This window comes from Lactobacillus sp. ESL0701 (genome assembly GCF_029433445.1).
Classification (GTDB): Bacteria; Bacillota; Bacilli; order Lactobacillales; family Lactobacillaceae; genus Lactobacillus.
In genome coordinates this window covers 1-17,745 of record NZ_JAQTIC010000005.1, presented here as the reverse complement: position 1 = coordinate 17,745, position 17,745 = coordinate 1, and the positions used below count along the sequence as shown (strand labels likewise).

16 protein-coding genes and 1 riboswitch are annotated in these 17,745 nt (G+C 38.6%); of the genes, 1 reads left to right on the top strand and 15 read right to left on the bottom strand.

Features of this window, described 5'->3' with window-relative positions; all coding sequences use genetic code 11:
* Positions 1-10 precede the first annotated feature (10 nt).
* The 14 genes from PT281_RS04690 to trpS form a co-directional block, all read right to left on the bottom strand.
* Complete coding sequence (locus tag PT281_RS04690; protein ID WP_277152512.1) at positions 11-1,582, bottom strand: SLAP domain-containing protein; 1,572 nt, start codon at positions 1,580-1,582, stop codon at positions 11-13.
* Positions 1,583-1,746: 164 nt separating this feature from the next.
* A complete protein-coding gene (gene glmU, locus PT281_RS04685; protein ID WP_277152510.1) occupies positions 1,747-3,132 on the bottom strand; it encodes a bifunctional UDP-N-acetylglucosamine diphosphorylase/glucosamine-1-phosphate N-acetyltransferase GlmU in 1,386 nt (461 codons plus the stop codon).
* Between the two features lie 57 nt (positions 3,133-3,189).
* Positions 3,190-4,020: a pur operon repressor gene (purR, locus tag PT281_RS04680; protein WP_277130489.1), complete on the bottom strand. Its 831-nt coding sequence runs from the start codon at positions 4,018-4,020 to the stop codon at positions 3,190-3,192.
* Between the two features lie 114 nt (positions 4,021-4,134).
* A complete protein-coding gene (locus PT281_RS04675) occupies positions 4,135-4,392 on the bottom strand; it encodes a Veg family protein (protein ID WP_277152509.1) in 258 nt (85 codons plus the stop codon).
* 93 nt (positions 4,393-4,485) lie between these two features.
* The gene (rsmA, locus tag PT281_RS04670; protein WP_277152507.1) at positions 4,486-5,364 is read right to left on the bottom strand and encodes a 16S rRNA (adenine(1518)-N(6)/adenine(1519)-N(6))-dimethyltransferase RsmA; all 879 of its coding nucleotides are present in this window, start codon (positions 5,362-5,364) and stop codon (positions 4,486-4,488) included.
* Complete coding sequence (gene rnmV, locus PT281_RS04665; protein ID WP_277152505.1) at positions 5,357-5,923, bottom strand: ribonuclease M5; 567 nt, start codon at positions 5,921-5,923, stop codon at positions 5,357-5,359. The genes rsmA and rnmV overlap by 8 nt, the downstream gene beginning before the upstream one ends.
* Complete coding sequence (locus tag PT281_RS04660) at positions 5,910-6,677, bottom strand: TatD family hydrolase (RefSeq protein WP_277152503.1); 768 nt, start codon at positions 6,675-6,677, stop codon at positions 5,910-5,912. Before PT281_RS04660 ends, rnmV begins: the two co-directional genes overlap by 14 nt.
* Positions 6,677-8,653, bottom strand: a complete 1,977-nt coding sequence (metG, locus tag PT281_RS04655; RefSeq protein ID WP_277152501.1) for a methionine--tRNA ligase — start codon at positions 8,651-8,653, stop codon at positions 6,677-6,679. The genes PT281_RS04660 and metG overlap by 1 nt, the downstream gene beginning before the upstream one ends.
* A 173-nt stretch (positions 8,654-8,826) precedes the next feature.
* The gene (locus tag PT281_RS04650) at positions 8,827-9,579 is read right to left on the bottom strand and encodes a hypothetical protein (protein WP_277152499.1); all 753 of its coding nucleotides are present in this window, start codon (positions 9,577-9,579) and stop codon (positions 8,827-8,829) included.
* Positions 9,576-10,235 (bottom strand): ABC transporter ATP-binding protein, encoded by a 660-nt coding sequence (locus PT281_RS04645; RefSeq protein WP_277152497.1) that lies wholly within the window; start codon positions 10,233-10,235, stop codon positions 9,576-9,578. The genes PT281_RS04650 and PT281_RS04645 overlap by 4 nt, the downstream gene beginning before the upstream one ends.
* A 145-nt stretch (positions 10,236-10,380) precedes the next feature.
* Complete coding sequence (gene mgtA, locus PT281_RS04640) at positions 10,381-13,071, bottom strand: magnesium-translocating P-type ATPase (protein ID WP_277152496.1); 2,691 nt, start codon at positions 13,069-13,071, stop codon at positions 10,381-10,383.
* Positions 13,072-13,164: 93 nt separating this feature from the next.
* Positions 13,165-13,328, bottom strand: a riboswitch (M-box (ykoK) riboswitch).
* Between the two features lie 64 nt (positions 13,329-13,392).
* Complete coding sequence (locus tag PT281_RS04635) at positions 13,393-14,061, bottom strand: TPM domain-containing protein (protein ID WP_277152494.1); 669 nt, start codon at positions 14,059-14,061, stop codon at positions 13,393-13,395.
* Positions 13,991-14,470, bottom strand: coding sequence for a deaminase (locus PT281_RS04630; protein ID WP_277152492.1), 480 nt, complete (start codon positions 14,468-14,470; stop codon positions 13,991-13,993). The genes PT281_RS04635 and PT281_RS04630 overlap by 71 nt, the downstream gene beginning before the upstream one ends.
* Before the next feature lie 12 nt (positions 14,471-14,482).
* The gene (gene trpS / locus PT281_RS04625) at positions 14,483-15,499 is read right to left on the bottom strand and encodes a tryptophan--tRNA ligase (RefSeq protein WP_277152490.1); all 1,017 of its coding nucleotides are present in this window, start codon (positions 15,497-15,499) and stop codon (positions 14,483-14,485) included.
* A gap of 98 nt (positions 15,500-15,597) precedes the next feature.
* On the opposite strand from trpS, the gene PT281_RS04620 reads away from it, so the two are divergent.
* Positions 15,598-16,200 (top strand): SOS response-associated peptidase family protein, encoded by a 603-nt coding sequence (locus PT281_RS04620; protein WP_277152693.1) that lies wholly within the window; start codon positions 15,598-15,600, stop codon positions 16,198-16,200.
* Positions 16,201-16,262: 62 nt separating this feature from the next.
* Here the strand turns inward: PT281_RS04620 and PT281_RS04615 are convergent, their stop codons facing one another.
* A complete protein-coding gene (locus PT281_RS04615; RefSeq protein WP_277152488.1) occupies positions 16,263-17,258 on the bottom strand; it encodes an SLAP domain-containing protein in 996 nt (331 codons plus the stop codon).
* Between the last annotated feature and the right edge of the window lie 487 nt (positions 17,259-17,745).

Genomic DNA, 17,745 nt, shown 5'->3' with positions numbered 1-17,745 from the left:
TTTTAGTTAATTATTTAGCAGTTGTTGCATAATCTGCAATATTTAATGTTTGTTGGAAACCATTTGCACCGCTAATTGTCAAAGTAGTATTGTTATTACTAAATTGTACGGCACTTGTGGCAACATCGTTAACACTTGCAACCAATTGAACAATTTGATTACCTTCAGCAACTGTTAAATTGTTCAAATCAGTGACTACTACTTTTTTACCATTAAGCGCACTCTTGGCAGCTGTCAATTTAGCTAAGGCATCCTTAACTTGACCAATAGTTGCAGTTTGTGAACTATTAACTTGGCTGGCATCTGAAGAAGCAGTATCATAAGCATCACGCAAAGATTTAGCAGATAACTTATAAGTGTCACTACTCTTAACGGTTGAATCTTGGTTCAAAGCAGTTTGCAAGTCGCCTTTATCAGTAGCAGTAGCTACTGTAATTGCTTCTTGAGCAGCTTGTGGGGTATTTACTGGTGTCAATTTAGCACCACTAATCCCGCTGACGTCATCGTCTTTGATGTAGCCATTCTTGTCACTTTGCAAAGCATAGAACAATTCTGCCTTATTATCGGCAGTAACCCAAATATAACGTAATTCAGTTACCCGCGCCGTGTGACCTTTAGGAAAAGTATTATTTTTTTGTGCAACCCCTTGGGCGTTATAAACATTGCTGTCACGTCCCAAAGTAATTATAGTTGCATTGTCATCAGCAGCAGGTTGGCTGTTTTCTGGCTTTAATTGGCTGCCAGTAACTACACTAACATTGCTCTTCTTAATCCATTGATCCTTACCTGGGTAATTGCTGTCATTAATTCGGTAATAAAGTTTACTGCCAATATATTTTAATTGATCAACAGTAACTTGTTGGCCTTTTTTGACCAATTTTTTGTTCGTATTGCCTTGACCATCATAAATATACGCATTGCGACCCAACGTAATCACCGTTGCCCCAGTTTGATTAGTATTATCAGCTGGTTTAGAAGGCTTTTGTTCAGGCTTGGTATTAACTGGCTTTAATTTAGCAGAAGTTGATGCTACGTTGCTCGACTTGATGAATTGATTGCTTTGACCGCTAATTCGGTAATAAAGCTTAGAACCAATGTAAATTAATTGGTCAACAGTAACCTTAGCACCTTTTTTAATCTTTTTCTTGTCAGTCTTGCCGTTAGCATCATAAATGTAGGCGTTACTCTTAAGTGTTGCTGTAACTGTTGACGTAGCAGGAGTAGAAGTTGTCACTTTTTGCCCATCAACATAACCAACATTACCCGCCTTTACAAAAGCACCGTTGCCTAGTCCGTAATATAATGTACCGTTAATTGTCTTTTTGCCAGTATAATTAACAGTTATACCCTTAGCAATCGTGGTGTACTTAGCACTACCCATGTACTTCTTCAAACGCTTGCCATTCTTATCATAAACATAAGCATTATGACTAAATTGAATTGTCCCCTTCTTAGAGGTGGTCTTATTAGTCGTAGCCTTCTTAGCTGCTTGTACAGTAGTTGTCTGCAGTCCACTAACAACTGGTCCAGCACCAATTAATACTGCAGCCGAAACTACCATTAACTTATGATTAAATTTCATATATTTTACCTCACACTGTATCTTCGAAAATATTCAGCCTCTATTGTAACCTAAAAACTTACTAAGTAAATTATTGTTATTCATTCTTAAGACAAATTAATTTAATTACACAAAATGCCCTACAAACGCAAAGTTAATTAACGCTTATAGGACACCAAAAACTATTATTGCCAATCCTCATCATTAGATAAAGGTAACTTATGCCAATAATCCGGTTTATTAACTTGCCGTCCGCGAGCAATCGCCATATCGTACTTAGCAACGTCTTTAGTAATCGTTGAGTCAGCAGCTACAAAGGCATGATCAGCCACATTAACCGGAGCAATTAAGGTTGTCCCAGAACCAATAAAGGCACGATCGCCAACATTAGTATGATCTTTTTGAACACCATCATAATTAGCAAAGATAGTACCGCAGCCTACATTAACATCCCTACCTAAGGTAGCATCACCAACATAGGTTAAGTGACCTACCTTGGAATTTTGCCCAATTTCCGCATTTTTAATCTCGACAAAATTACCAATGTGCGCACCCTCACGAATTATTGCCTTCGGCCGCAGGTGCGAATTAGGACCGATATCAGTGTGGTCGTCCATCTGTGCCTCTTCAAGTGTAGATGAAGTTACCGTCACATCGTTGCCAATCTTAGTATCCACAATTCTGGAACCAGAAGTAATCAAGCAATCACTGCCAATTGTTGTTTTACCTTTAATAACAACATTGGCCTCAATTACCGTATCATTACCAATTGTAACATCAGTATCAATATAGGCAGTTTCTGGGTCAACAAAAGTCACGCCATTACGCATGTGTTCCTTATTAATCCGTTTTTGCATAATTTTGCTGGCTTGTGCTAAGGCAATTCTATCATTCACACCCAGACTTTCACTAAAGTCAGGCATCTTATAAGCACCAACGCGTTCGCCGCTGTTACGCAAAATTTCCAAAACATCGGTTAAGTAATATTCACCTTGAGCATTATGGTTTGTAACCTGTCTTAGAGCCGCAAAAAGCTTTTGGTTATCAAAGCAGAACACGCCCGTGTTAATTTCTTTAACCTTGAGTTCTTCATGACTACCATCTTTTTGTTCGACAATTCGCAAAACATTGTCTTGATCATCACGAATAATCCGACCATAACCATAAGGATTAGGTGCTTGCGCCGTTAAAACAGTCGCCGCATTACCCTTTTTTTGGTGATAGTCAAACAGACTCTGAAAAGTTTGACTGGTAAACAGCGGGGTGTCACCAGTAATCACCAGTGTGGCACCATCTTGACCTGCTAATTGCTCTTGCGCTGTTAAGACCGCATCACCAGTACCTAATTGCTGCTTTTGCAGGGCAAATTCTGACTTGCCAGCCAATACTTTTTCAACTTCTTCAGCACCGTTACCAACAACGGTCACAATTTTATCGGGATTGATTGCTTGAGCAGACTCAACAACATGCTCAACCATTGTCTTGCCGCAAACTTGGTGCAAAACTTTGTACAACTTGGATTTCATGCGGGTACCCTTGCCAGCAGCAAGAACAACTACAAACTTCTTCATTAAATTAACCTCGTTCTATTCTTAAATTACAACTAGATTACAGTATATCATTTAATACTAAAAGCGGTTAAAATCGGTATGTACCACAAAATTACCCGGTTCAGCCAAAATAACTCGTTTGGCAGCGTCAACCTTTTTAATTTTCACTAAAGAAAGGTGACCTTCAATTAACTTAACATCATCAAAGTCGGCCTCACACAAGACACAAATTCCAGCAATATTACTGTTAAATTCCTTAACTAATTGCTGCATCCCCGTCAGTGTCCCACCGGCCATCATAAAGTCATCCACAAGCAAAACATTAGAATTTTCATTTAATACCCGAGTTGGTAATTCCATCTTGGACACGCGATCAAGTGACGAAGAAATATAGTTGACAGATACAGTCGCACCTTCTGTGACCTTTGAACGCTTGCGGGCAATAATGAACGGAACATTCAAGTAGCGTGCAACTGCTTGCGCCAAGGCAATTCCCTTGGTTTCAATAGTCATGACAACGTCAATGTTTGAATAAGCATAACGAGTAGCGATTAATTTACCAATTCGTTCCAATTCTTGTGGATCACCCAAAATATCAGACAGGTAAACAAAACCTCCTGCCAAAATTCGGTTTGGATCTTCAATCCGCGCAGCTAAGTCTGTTAGGTAATTTTGCGCATGCTTCTTCCCCCAAAAAGGAACATACCTTACCCCACCGGCAGCCCCAGCAACTGTCTCCAAAATCCCATCTTGATTAGCAGCTAAAGTGTGCTTCAAAATGGCTAAATCTTCAGAAATTGACGACTTTGCGGCACCATATTGCTTGGCAAAAAACGGCAACGGAATTAATTCGTGTGGTCGTTCCATTAACCGCTTAGTCATATCAACTAATCTCTCTGAACGTTTCATAATTTCTCCTTCCTAATGTTTGCTTTTTTGCTTTTAATTACTATACTCTAAGCCATAAAAAAAGGCACCAACATTTTACAAAATGTCAATGCCAAAAAAATTTACTTTTATAAATTATGCTTCGGCCGCACTAGCCCCATCATCAAATTTTAATGTAATATTTTTGGTTAACAAATCAGTATAACTATAAGAAACATGCTTAAAATTATTTTGATCTTGGTCTAAATCAACAACAAAGACTGCAGGAAATGTTTCTCTTAAAATTCCCCGTCTCTTAGTTATCTTCTTCCGACCGGCTCTTGCGACTACTGTTAAAGGATCACCTAAATGTGAATCTAACTCATGTTTAATGGTAATAATTGATGTTGGCACTAAATAACAACTCCTTTGTTCGGTATTTTACTACATTATGACAAATATTTCAATTACTTTTCGTAATTACCGAACAAAATTATGTAATTATTGCTACTTAATGGCTGCCGCTATTTGCGCAAATTGCGCAATTGAAAGTTGCTCAGGGCGAATACGCGCGTCAACTCCTAAAGATGCAATTAGTTGTGCTCTTTCAGCGGCATCAGGAATCAAGTTTTTTAAGTTATTATTCAATGTTTTACGACGTTGGGCAAAACACATTTTGACTACCCAATTAAAGTGCTTCGCATCGCCAACATCAGGCTTTTGCGTCAACGGTGTCAAGACGACCACACTTGAATCAACTTTGGGCCGCGGAATAAAGGAAGTACTTTTTACGGTTAAAGCTTCAGTTACATTCATCTCAATTTGCACGGCAATTGAAAGCGGACCGTATGCTTTAGAGCCAGGCTGAGCACCCAAACGATCTGCCACCTCTTTTTGCATCATTAAAGTAAGACTAGCAAAATTCAATTCAGATTCATTCAAGAAGAAAATAATTGGCGTCGTGATGTAATATGGTAAATTCGCAACTACCTTAATTGGCTTAGTTAAGTCAAAGAAGTCTTTTAAGTCTTCTTTAAAATCAGCCTGCAAAATATCCTTCATCATTAACTCAAAACGTTCCTTAATTGGCACGCCGTTAATTTGTTTGGGTAATTCATTGTTCAAGATTTCTGGCAAATCATCATCAACCTCATAGGCAAAGACCTTTGCCCCAGCAATGAGCAATTGTTCAGTTAACGAGCCAATCCCCGGACCAATCTCAATTACCTGGTCACCAGGTTGAATTTGCGCTGCCTGCACAATTCCTTGGATTGCAGCCAGATCAACTAAGAAGTTCTGTCCCAGATTTTTCTTCGCCTTAACAAAATAACGGTTAATTATTGCCTGCGTCCTTATCGGCGAGCCAATAGGAATCTCATTATTCATCTTTTGCCTCCTCAACTGCCGCAGTTAATTCTGCCAGTGTTACCCCAAAGGTATGCAGCCGCTTATAAAATTGCTTGGCATTGCCGTAGCCCACACGCAATTTAATTCCCACTTGCTCACGCAATTTGCGTGAACCTTGTCCACTTGCTAACCCTAACTGCTGGTATGCTTCTTTAGTTAAATCACTCTGATCTAATTTAACCTCGTGAAGATCACTTAAAGCCCGCGTTAAAGCTCCTTTTGATGCATGTTCAACGCCTAGTGAATTGCCCCGTTTTTGCGGGACGCCTTCTTTACGAGTAATAAAAGCTTGTTTAGCATTAGGAACTGCTTCAGTTACTAACCGGCGAATGCGTTCGCCATTTAAATCAGGATCGGTCAACACGATGACGTCTCGCTTTTTAATTAGTTCCTGCAATTCAGTTAAAACCGCTTGGGGCACATCTGAACCGTTAGTTTCAATTGTTTCAATCCCTGGGAAAAATTGCTTCAGTCGAATTGTGTCGTCCTTTCCCTCAACGACCACAACTGCATTAAATTGTTTTTTAGTTAAGACCATAAACTCTCACAGTATTTGCATAAGTTGCCGCAGCAACTTCTTCTATTGGAATATCTTTCAGTTCGGCAATTGCCTGAGCCACATAATAAACGTTGCCTGGCTCGTTTTGTCTACCGCGATAAGGTTTCGGCGTCAAAAAAGGCGCATCCGTCTCAATCAACAAGCGGTCAAGCGGCGTTTGTCTGGCAGACTCATGGACTTCGGTTGCCTTAGTAAAGGAAACTACACCGGAGTAAGAAAAACAAACATTTAGCTCCATGAACTTCTTGAGCCAAGTAAGATTTCCATTAAAACTATGTAAAATCGCACCATATTCAAGGTTGCTATTTTGCAAAATATCATAGCAGTCGCTAAAAGCATCCCGCGTATGAATATCAACTGGCAAGTGTAATTCATGAGCCACCTCAATTTGCCGCGCCATAACTTCACGCTGCTTATCTCTTGGAGATTCATCCCAATAATAATCAAGCCCAATTTCGCCCATGGCAACAACACCAGGAGTCTGCAATTGTTCAATCAGTAAATCTTCTGCTTCTTGATTGTAATCTTTAGCAACATCAGGGCAATAACCAACCATGGCATAGACGTTATCAAAGCGTTGACTAAGGTCAATTGCCCGCTTATTAAACTCTGGGTCTTGCCCCGCGCAAATCATCTTTATAACACCAAGCTCTTTAGCTCGGTCAATGTAAAATTCTTCTTTGCCACGAAATGGTTCATTCTGCAAGTGCGTATGGTTATCAATTAATTCCATTAACCTAATTGAGCCCCAACTTCGTGTTCATCGCCGACTAAGGCTAACTTAACCTCACCATTCTTTTCGCTAGATAGCAGCATTCCTTGACTAAGTTGACCAAGCATCTTACGCGGCTTCAAGTTAGTTACGGCTAATACTTTGCGATCAAGTAATTCACTAGCATTTGGATAATACTTACGGATTCCACTCAAAATTTGCCGTTCGTCACCATTGCCAAAGTCAAGCTGGAATTTTAATAACTTGCTTGATCCTTGAACTGGCTCAACTGACAGAATTTTACCAACTTGAATCTTAACCTTGTCAAAATCATCAATGGTAATTTCTGGGTCTTTGCCTTGTTCACTGCGGCTTTGCTTCTTTGGCTTGGCCTTAGCCATCTCATCCTTAATGTACTTAACTTCTTCTTCTGGCTTTAAGCGTGGATAAATTGGCGTTGGCTTTTCTGTTACCTTAACATCCCAAGCGCAGTCACCAAAGGCTAGTTTCTTTTGGTCATCATTTTCCCAGTTTAAACCAAGTTGTCTAAACATCTCTACTGGTGTTCTAGTCATAATTGGGGCAATTAATAAGGCAACAATTCGTAAACTTTCAGCTAAGTTGGACATTACTAAAGATAGTTCTTCCTTCTTGCCTTCCTTGTTCAAAGCCCACGGTGTTGTTTCATCAATATACTTGTTGGCACGACCAATAAACTTCCAAATGCCCTCAATTGCTTGGGTAAAGTAAAGCTTATCCATATTCTTCTTGTAGTCGGCAATCGTTTCTTCTGCAGCCGCAGCCAATTGTTTACCTAATTCGTTTTGCTCTAAAGCAACTGGAGCAACATGACCATTCTGATATTGGTTAATCATTGAAACAGTCCGGTTAAGCAAGTTGCCCAAATCATTAGCCAAATCATAATTAACTCTCTCAACAAAATCTTCTGGAGTGAAGACACCATCTGAACCAAATGGCAATGCCCGCATCAAGTAGTACCGCAAGGCATCAACACCATAACGGCTAGTGATTGATTCTGGATAAACAGCATTACCCTTGGACTTGGACATCTTGCCATCCTTCATTAGCACCCAGCCATGACCAATAACATGTTCTGGCAGCGGCAAATCCAGTGCCATCAACATAATTGGCCAATAAATTGTATGGAAGCGAACAATTTCTTTACCAACCAAATGAACATCAGCTGGCCAATATTTCTTAAATAAGGAATCATCGTCAGAACCATAACCTAATGCCGTAATATAGTTTGATAAAGCATCAATCCAGACATAAACCACGTGCTTAGGATCACTTGGTACTGGAATCCCCCAAGAAACCGTCGTCCGCGTGACTGATAAGTCTTCTAGACCTGGCTTTAAGAAGTTATTAACCATTTCTTTTTCACGAGAATGAGGCAAGATAAAGTCAGGATGATCCTTGTAGTATTGCTGCAGACGGTCGGCATACTTACTCATCTTGAAAAAGTATGATGGTTCCTTAACCAATTGAACTTCGTGACCTGATGGCGCCTTACCACCAATTACGTTGCCAGCATCATCTTTGTAAACTTCTGCTAATTGCGATTCAGTGAAGTATTCCTCATCTTCAACTGAATACCAACCAGTGTATTCGCCAAGGTAGATGTCGCCTTGCTTTAATAGCTTTTCAAAAATCTTTTGTACACTCTTAACGTGTTCTTCGTCAGTTGTCCGAATGAACTTGTCGTAAGAAATATCAAGACTCTTCCACAACTTTTTATACATGACAACCATGTTATCCACGAACTCTTGCGGCTTAATGCCCTGCTTTTCAGCCTTTTGTTCAATCTTTAAACCGTGTTCATCAGTCCCAGTTAAAAAGAAAGTATCATAGCCTTGACTACGCTTGTAACGCGCAATTGTGTCAGCAGCAATTGTCGTGTATGCATTACCGATCGTCAAGCGGCCAGATGGATAATAGATTGGGGTGGTAACATAAAAAGTTTTTTTGTCAGCCATATTTGTTTCTCCTTAGGATTTATTTGTTTTCAGTTCATTATACTACACTAAGATAGCTTGAAAATCGTAGTATGAGGATTTTTATGGTATAATTTCATTTTTGTTTCATTAATAATTTAACAATATTCTTCACAAATAAAATAATAAAGTCCAGAAATTCTGGACTTTTTTAGTTAGGCGACCAAATTTAGATAATTCAATTTAACAATCTTAGACCACAAAATCACAATTAATCCTGATACAACTGTACTAATTCCGTTTATGAGATAGCCCAGATTAACTAGATTATGAGTGGCAGCAGAACTTTGTCCATAAAAGCTATATGGCAAAATATTTAAATAAACCACATGAATTTGCGCATCTGGCGAAGATATTCCAATCATAAAATGAACTGTCTGGGATTTTTCAATTTGCCAAAAAAGGAAAATTTCAAGTGCAATAACTAAGACAGTCGCAATTAAGATTAACGATTCACCGACAACAACTTTTCTAATATTCTTAAAAATCATCGCAAAAGCAAAAAGCAACATATAAAAGCTTAACAATGATATCAACTTACTAAATAAATACTGCCCAACATCCAGTTTGACACCAGACTTATAAACATTTATTTCTTGATAAACAATTCCCAAAACTGTTGTTAATCCAGAATAGATTACTAATTCAATCAAAGTCAGCAGTTCATTAGAAAACGGCAAAATGTTTATCAAATCATCGCTACCCAGATAATAAATTTTAATTAGCTGGTATGTCGTTACAAATAAGATAATTGCCGTAATCGCAGCGTACCATAAATCATGAATTTCAGAAATTGACGCATTATTGGGCTTGGCAATTCTAAGCAGCCAAAAAACAATTTCAATTCCAATTGAAATGATAAATAGCGGCAGAATTTTCCTCAGTCTTACACTAAGATATGCTCTCATCTTCCTACCTCCTCAAAGTAAGCTTCTTCAAGACTGCTATATTTATTCAAGATATTCTTTTTAGTATCTTGCAAAATCAAGTGACCATTTCTCATCAAGATTATCTCGTCAAACATGCTGCCCAAGTCACGCAACAAGTGAGTAACAATCAAGACTGTACTGTCTTTTCTTCGATAGTTTTTAATTGCCTCAATAAAGGCTGCCCGATTGATTGGATCAATTGACGATAATGGCTCATCCAGCACATAGAAGTCCGTGTTCCGCGACAAAATTAATGCTAAATGGATTGCTTCATGATTACCTTTAGAGCCATCGTGAATTTTCATATTAGGATCAAGTTTAAAATGAGCGAGTATTTTTAAAGCGCGCGCTTCATCAAAATCAGAAAAAGATTGCTTAAATAATTTTATTGCCTGCTTAACGCGCATATTTTCATAAAGAAAAAAGCGATCGGGCATATAAGCAATGCTTTCATCGACTATTCTTGTTCCTTTAAAGCGATTCAATCTTCCTAGTATGACATTGATTAGGGTTGTTTTACCGGCACCATTTTCACCAAGAACACCAATAATCTTGCCATTATTTGTAAATTCAACACTTAAATTATCTAAGGAAACCTGCTTACCATATTTAACTGTTAAGTTCTTTAATTTCATCGTATCCCTTTCTAAAATAATAACCTGATAGTTTTACTGTACTATTATGTTGTAACACTATAACAGATAGAAAGCAAACTCACCCTTAATGAATACACAAAAAAGCGACTTAGATAAAAATCTAAGTCGCTTTTTGCAGTAACCCTTAAATTAAGAATTTTTCGTCCTTTAAATAAAAGTGCTTAACAATTGTTGTTAGTAAAATATAGAAAATCAAAATTCCCAGTACTATCCACATATAGCTTAGTGGCATTGGTCCAAACTTAAGTGCACCAGCAACATCCGAGAATGGCAACAATGTTCCGATAATCCCAGCGCCGAAGGTTGCCAAGATAACCGCATAAGTTGCATGCTGCCCAATAAACGGTAAGTGCCGGTCACGCAATGCGTGAATAACCATTTCTTGAGTCCAGAGCGATTCAATGAACCAGCCTGTATGGAACAAGGCAATAAAGGCAGCCTGTTGAGCTGGCGAAATTGCATTGTAATTACCGCCCACAAGCTTAGGACAAATGATGAAGTACAATACCGCAAACGTCACAATATCAAAGACCGATGAGGTTGGACCAAAGTAGAACATAAACTTCGGCAACTTCTTAGTCGACCAAGTCCGCGGCTGCTTCAAATATTCGTCTGACATTGTGTCAAATGGCAATGATAAACAGCTAGTACCATATAGCAAGTCTAGGATTAAGAGCTGCAGCGGGAGCATTGGTAGAAACGGTAGAAACGACGACGCAACCAAAATTGACAAGATATTCCCAAAGTTCGAGGACAAGGTAATCTTGATATATTTCATCGTATTGCCAAAGACCTTACGACCAATTCTGACGCCCTTTTCTAGAACATTGAGGTCTTTATGGAGCAAAATAATATCAGCTGACTCCTTAGCAATATCAACTGCCGTATCAACCGAAATCGAAACATCAGCAGCTTTCATTGCGGGAGCATCATTAATGCCATCACCCATATAACCAACTGTGTGACCATTTTGCTTGAGCAAATTAATAATCTTCGTCTTATCTTCTGGTGACAATTTGACAAAAATATTGCATTCCTCAACCATCTTAGCCAATTCTTGCGGACTTTTACCATCCAAATCAGCACCAGAATATACAGTATCAACGTTAAGACCAACTTGCAGACCGACAGTTCTGGTAACAGCTTCATTATCACCCGTTAAGATTTTGACATTAATACCATCACGCTTTAACTTGGCTAAGGCATTCTTGGCACTTTCTTTTGGCGGATCAAGGAAGGCTAAAAAGCCACACAAAATCAAATTACTCTCATCTTTAGTAGAGAACTCACCAACTGGAGCCGGATTAGGCTTATACCCCAGCATAATGACCCGCAAACCATCATCATTCATGTCGTTAATCTTTGCCATGACTTTTTGCTTACGCTCCGGTGTTAACGCCAAAATCTGGCCATCAACTTCAACCCGGTTGGAAACGGCCATCATTTCTTCAGCCGCACCCTTGGTTACCAAAAGATGTTCGCCATGTTCACGATCCGAATTTTCAACGACGACACTCATTCGGCGTCTAGAAAAGTCAAACGGAATTTCGTCAATCTTATTATAATCACGTTGAATTTCGTTAATGTCTAGTTCATCGCCAGCAGCTTCAATAATCGCCTTATCAATCAGATTTTTCATTCCTGTTTGATAATAGGAATTAAGGTAGCCCAATTCCAAAACCTTCGGCGTTTCGTGCAAATTTAAGTCATAATGTCGTTCCAAGACTACCTTGTCCTGTGTCAATGTCCCCGTCTTATCAGTACAGAGCACATCAGCTGAACCAAAGTTCTGAATCGAATTCATCTTTTTGACAATTGTTCCGTGCTTGGACATCTCAATTGAACCCTTGACCAAGTTAGTAGTCACAATCACCGGCAGCATTTCTGGCGTCAAGCCAACAGCCGTTGCAATCGCGAAAATTAAGGCATCAATCCAATTGCCTTTAGTTAAACCGTTAATAATGAACACCAGTGGGGCAATAATTGCCGTCATGGTAATTAGCAATTTAGAAATGTTTTTAATGCCGACATCAAATGATGTATTCTTAATATCATTTCTAGCAATATCATGCGCTAATTTACCAAACATGGTATGCGAGCCAGTCGCAAAGACAACACCGCGCCCAGAGCCAGAAACAATCGTCGTCCCCTCATACAAAATATTAGGGTAATCAAGATAATCACGGTCTTGCCCAAGACTAGGACGCTTAGTGGCAATCTTCTCGACTGGACTAGACTCACCATTCAAAGAACTTGACGAGCAAAACAAGTCTTTACTTGAAAGCAGCCGCATATCAGCTGGCACTAGGTCTCCAGCGGCTAAGCGAATAACATCACCAACTACTACTTGATTAGTCGGAATTTCCTGATCTTTGCCATCACGGATAATATCCGTTGTCACTGACACCATCTTCAGCAGTGAATTAACGGCGTTAGACGACTTAACATTTTGGATAAAACTGGTAATTCCGGATATCAGTACCATCGTCACCATAATCAGCACGGTACTTAAGTCTTTTTGTCCAGCAGGAACAAAAATATAGTCGGTACATAACGATAATGTCGCCAAAACTAACAACACCAAAGTAAACGGTGTAATAAAGGCTTCAGCTAAAAATCGCAGCTTCGAATCGTGTTTGTTTGAGGCAATCTCATTCGAGCCATATTCCTCACGATTTTTTTCTGCTTGCTTACTAGATAACCCGTTACTGCTCGCGTGGAGCCGCGCCAAAGTTTCGGAACGTGTCTCTTTAGCAATTGCTTTAACCCGCTGTAAGTCCTTGCTTTCAGCCGCATCATTAGGTTTTTTCAGCATTTTCACCACTCCTTATTTAAAATCTTAAACAAACAAAAAAAGCCGCACGCAAAAGCTGCAGGCGACCTTCTTTTAAACAAGGTATCATGTATAATAATATACTCGTCGTTCAGTTTTAACACTACGTGACGTAAGCACATGCTAGCTATCTGGATCTCGCCTTAAATCGACGACACCTATTTAACCCGTTGGCATCTCTGGATGTTTCTGGGCGATAGCGTGTGTTCACGTAGGAGTCTCACCTAACAGTTTATTTGTTTATTTAATTACATAGTGAGTGTAATCCATAACTGTACACCAAGTCAACTGATTGAGTTACTATTATTTTTGAGCGCGATTTTTGGGGTGAAAATTACGCCGGAAAAAGTAGTATAGTCCAGCAACAACAATAACTAACGCTAGAGCAATCGGCAATGCCAACCGGTGTGGATGGGTAATTTGCGAGCGCTCATCATTAGTTAAGTCATACTTGTCAAAGGAATACTGGTATTGCTGGTCAATCGTCGTTGCACAAGCGCGAAAGACAAACCGCAACCCCTTATTAAATTCAGCCTTACTGCTGCTGCGCAATTGCTCTGATTGTGATCGGATAATACTACCACGCGTATCTGCCGTAAAGGCACCATGCAAGTCTTTACTTGAATAGATTTGTACATTACGCTTTTTACCCTTAGTTCCAACAACAATAAAGACGGTTCGTTTGGCTTTTGCTAAATTATTCGGTGTTAATTTATCAAGTCGATCAAGCGTCCGCACAATAATTTGGGGCTGCTCACCAGTTTGCCAATAACGGTCATTTTTAGCAACAATCAGTTCTTTAGTCGTATGCTCCAAAAGATGACTGTTATCCTGAATATTGGCATTCGCAAAACCAGTTACTGTACAAAAAAGACCGACTAAAGCAGCAACAAATATTAGTTTAGTTTTCAGCTTCTTCCAGTTTATGCGCCAATTGTTCCACATACTTACGGTCAATCTTAATTTGCTCATAGGGAACCCCACAATCTTTAAATAGTGCAATTACCAGTGGACTGTCATGATAATCAAAATAATAGTTAATTTTTTTGACTCCAGCCTGAACTAAGGCCTTAGCACAATTATAACAAGGAAAATGCGTGACATAAATTTCCGTATTATCTGTTGAAACACCATTTTTTGCACATTGAATCAGTGAATTCATTTCTGAATGAATTGTCCGCACGCAATGCCCATCAACTAGTTGATGCCCAACATCATCACAATGTGGTGCTCCAGTAACAGAACCGTTATAGCCAGTTCCGATAATGCGGTTATCTTTAACCAGCACATTGCCGACAAGTGCCCGATCACAAGTTGAACGCTGGGCAATAACTAAGGCCTGCATCATAAAATATTGCTTCCACGGAATTCGATCACGCATTGTATTTACCTCTTAATCAAAGTAATTTAAGCCGATTGCCGACCGAACTTGCTGTAAAGTTTCATTGGCAACTTCATTGGCCTTCTTTGAACCCTCAATTAACATTTCATAAACAGCAGCTTCATCTTCCGCAAATTTAGCGCGGCGTTCACGAATTGGTGCCAGTTCAGCTTCCAAAACCTTGTTTAAGTAACGCTTAATTTTGACGTCACCCAAACCGCCCTTTTGGTAATCTTCCTTCAATTGCGCTACCTTATCTTTATCAGGATCAAAAATATCAAGATAAGTAAAGACAGTGTTGCCTTCAATCTTGCCCGGATCCTCAACGTGAATATGGTCTGGATCAGTGTACATTGACATGACCTTTTTTTGCACCGTTTCGGCATCATCTGATAAATAAATGGCGTTGTTTAATGATTTAGACATCTTGGCATTGCCATCAAGCCCCGGCAAACGACCGCTGCCGTCTTCTGGGAAGTAACCTTTCGGCTCAACGAGCACGTCACAGTTATATACCCGGTTAAAGGTGCGCACAATTTCTCTGGCTTGCTCAATCATCGGTTCTTGATCGTCACCAGCAGGAACAAGCGATGCCTTAAAAGCCGTAATATCAGCTGCTTGTGAAACTGGATAGTTCAAAAAGCCAACTGGAATTGAATCGTTAAAGCCCTTTTGACCGATTTCGGTTTTAACAGTTGGGTTGCGTTCAAGGCGGCTAACCGTTACTAAGTCCATGTAGTAAGCGGTTAATTCAAACAAGGCCGGAATTTGTGATTGCACAAAAATCGTCGAAATTTCTGGGTCAATCCCCACAGCCAAATAGTCTAAGGCTACTTGAATCAGACTATTGCGAATCTTTTCAGGATTACGCGCGTTGTCAGTCAAGGCTTGCGTGTCAGCAATCATGATAAATGGACGATATTTGCCTGAATTTTGGAGCATAACTCGATTCTTCAATGAACCGATGTAGTGCCCAATATGCAGTTTGCCAGTTGGGCGATCTCCTGTTAGAATAACTTTCTTTTCCATCTGTTTTTTGGCCTTCTTTAAAAATTAAAATCTTATTTAATATAATAGCTATACTTGATTTTACCAAAAATCAAGCAATGATTAAACCTAGAGGAAAAATGTGTAATCAATTCCAGCTGCCGAGTTTGGCAGAAATCAAAAAATATTTAGTCGCTGACCTGAACTTGCCATTAGTTGAACCAACAGCTAACCTGCCGCAAAGTCAGCCGATCTTCCCTAAAGCCGCTGCCCCTATTCTGCTTTATCAAAATAATCAATTACAATTAGTGCCCAAAACTTGGGGCTATCCTAGTCCTGTCGATAACAAAAAAGTGATTTTTAATGCTCGTGTTGAACGCTTCTTTGAGACTAAATCTTCAATGTGGGATAAGTCATTTGCTAAATCACGATGCATTATTATTGCTAAGCAATTTTGGGAATCTGGACGTCAAACTTATACTGTTAATCAGCACACTTATCATGAACGTTACAGTTTTCGTGACCCCAATGCGCCCCTAACTTTAATTGCCGGAATTTACCAAGGCGGGCATTTTTCAATGGTAACAACTAAGCCCAATGCTAACATGGCACCAATTCATGACCGCATGCCCTTAGTCATTACTCCCGCAGAATTACGCCGCTGGCTGTTCCAAAATTTTACTAACCTAGTTGACCGCAGCAGTCTGCCCTTAGCAGTTAATAAACTGCCGCAGAGAAAGTAAAATAGCAACAAAGTATATTTATACTTTGTTGCTATTTTACTTTCTAATTAATACAGTATTTTTTACAGCTTTTTGCCGTACATGTATTTAACATCTGACGCTTTAACGAATAAAGATATATTATTACTTGAAGTTCTTGTATTATCATGTATTTCATAAAACTTTTCTTTTTTCTGTTCTTCAGGTACATAAATATATACTTCTTTGTCCGCAGATATTTGCCTACCTTTTTCAAGTAAAGGTGTAGTCGCAAATTTTTCTTTTGTGCTATTAGCAATAATTATTTCTTTATTTGGATCATGTATTTGAACGTATTTTTGACCATTACTTGTGTAACAATTTGTAGAATTAACAATTAATAATTTCATACAATTACTATAAGGGAGCAAGGGGTGTTTTATATTTATTTTAACTTCATATGATGGCACATAACTATTCGTATCAGATTTAATGCCATATAAAGAAGCATCGCCATCACTTCGCTTTAGTAGATCAGAAACATTTATTTCTCTATTTACAATAACTTTTTTCCCAATTTTAATATTTGATTTTATTGTTCTTTCATCACTATTTAATACGGTCGGCTTTTTTAAAAATTCATCTTTAACAATAGCAGTAATCTGATTAACAAATAATTTATCGCCATTAATTTTATCAACATTTACAGCCTTAATATAGCCACCATGCCCAATACTATAATATTCTTGTCCTTTAATTGTCTTGTATGGTAAATAGCACCAATTCCAGTCATCATCATGAAATGAATATCTAACTGTACTTGGATCATCTATTGCTTTAACCTTCTTAGCATAGCCAATTGTTGTACCCTTTTTAAGCAAACCATTAGTTCTTTGATAAGAATATAACTTTTGCCCTTTTTTGTTATAAATACGGGTATTATGATTTAATGTTAATGTTTCATTTGCTGCGGTTTTATCTTGAGTTTGGTCAGTAGTTTGTGCCGCGTGAGCCTGATTATTAAAAATAGTTGAGCCTGCTAAAGTTGTTGCCAAAACTGCTGCTGCCAAACTAACTATTATTTTTTTGTTTTTTTTCATCTCTACACCTCATAAAAAACAAATAATATATTTATTAAATTATAGTTTATACTTCAAAGTGATAAGTTTCTACTGTTTTTTAAATATATTGTAAGGGATTTCATAAATTTGATTTAAATTGCCATAAAACAAAAAAGACGATCCTTTTAAGATCGTCACCGCGCGTTGTAAGTAATCAGCTCACCTGCACGTTTCAACTACTAAAATCGTAGTTAACTAGTTTCTACCGTTATTATACCATGCTTAAAGACATAGTTATAATAGTTTTCTTAATCAGGCAATTAAATCCGTTAAAATACACAAATTAATTCGTTATCCTTACTTTTCTTCCAAGTTCCCCACCCAGTCTACTGCTTGACTTTATACGTTATAACGTAGATAATTGAGGTTATAAAAAGAGAGCTATGCGCTAACACAACTCTCTTGACGTAGTTCCACTAAAAGTGGTTTACTACCTGGAATTTGATTTTTTACAAAACCGTCATCC

Coding starts and splice junctions, on each gene's coding strand:
- PT281_RS04690 (WP_277152512.1), bottom strand. CDS start 1,582: ATGAAATTTAATCATAAGTTAATGGTAGTTTCGGCTGCAGTATTAATT.
- glmU (WP_277152510.1), bottom strand. CDS start 3,132: ATGAAGAAGTTTGTAGTTGTTCTTGCTGCTGGCAAGGGTACCCGCATG.
- purR (WP_277130489.1), bottom strand. CDS start 4,020: ATGAAACGTTCAGAGAGATTAGTTGATATGACTAAGCGGTTAATGGAA.
- rsmA (WP_277152507.1), bottom strand. CDS start 5,364: ATGAATAATGAGATTCCTATTGGCTCGCCGATAAGGACGCAGGCAATA.
- rnmV (WP_277152505.1), bottom strand. CDS start 5,923: ATGGTCTTAACTAAAAAACAATTTAATGCAGTTGTGGTCGTTGAGGGA.
- PT281_RS04660 (WP_277152503.1), bottom strand. CDS start 6,677: ATGGAATTAATTGATAACCATACGCACTTGCAGAATGAACCATTTCGT.
- metG (WP_277152501.1), bottom strand. CDS start 8,653: ATGGCTGACAAAAAAACTTTTTATGTTACCACCCCAATCTATTATCCA.
- PT281_RS04650 (WP_277152499.1), bottom strand. CDS start 9,579: ATGAGAGCATATCTTAGTGTAAGACTGAGGAAAATTCTGCCGCTATTT.
- PT281_RS04645 (WP_277152497.1), bottom strand. CDS start 10,235: ATGAAATTAAAGAACTTAACAGTTAAATATGGTAAGCAGGTTTCCTTA.
- mgtA (WP_277152496.1), bottom strand. CDS start 13,071: ATGCTGAAAAAACCTAATGATGCGGCTGAAAGCAAGGACTTACAGCGG.
- PT281_RS04635 (WP_277152494.1), bottom strand. CDS start 14,061: ATGAGCAAATTAAGATTGACCGTAAGTATGTGGAACAATTGGCGCATA.
- PT281_RS04630 (WP_277152492.1), bottom strand. CDS start 14,470: ATGCGTGATCGAATTCCGTGGAAGCAATATTTTATGATGCAGGCCTTA.
- trpS (WP_277152490.1), bottom strand. CDS start 15,499: ATGGAAAAGAAAGTTATTCTAACAGGAGATCGCCCAACTGGCAAACTG.
- PT281_RS04620 (WP_277152693.1), top strand. CDS start 15,598: ATGTGTAATCAATTCCAGCTGCCGAGTTTGGCAGAAATCAAAAAATAT.
- PT281_RS04615 (WP_277152488.1), bottom strand. CDS start 17,258: ATGAAAAAAAACAAAAAAATAATAGTTAGTTTGGCAGCAGCAGTTTTG.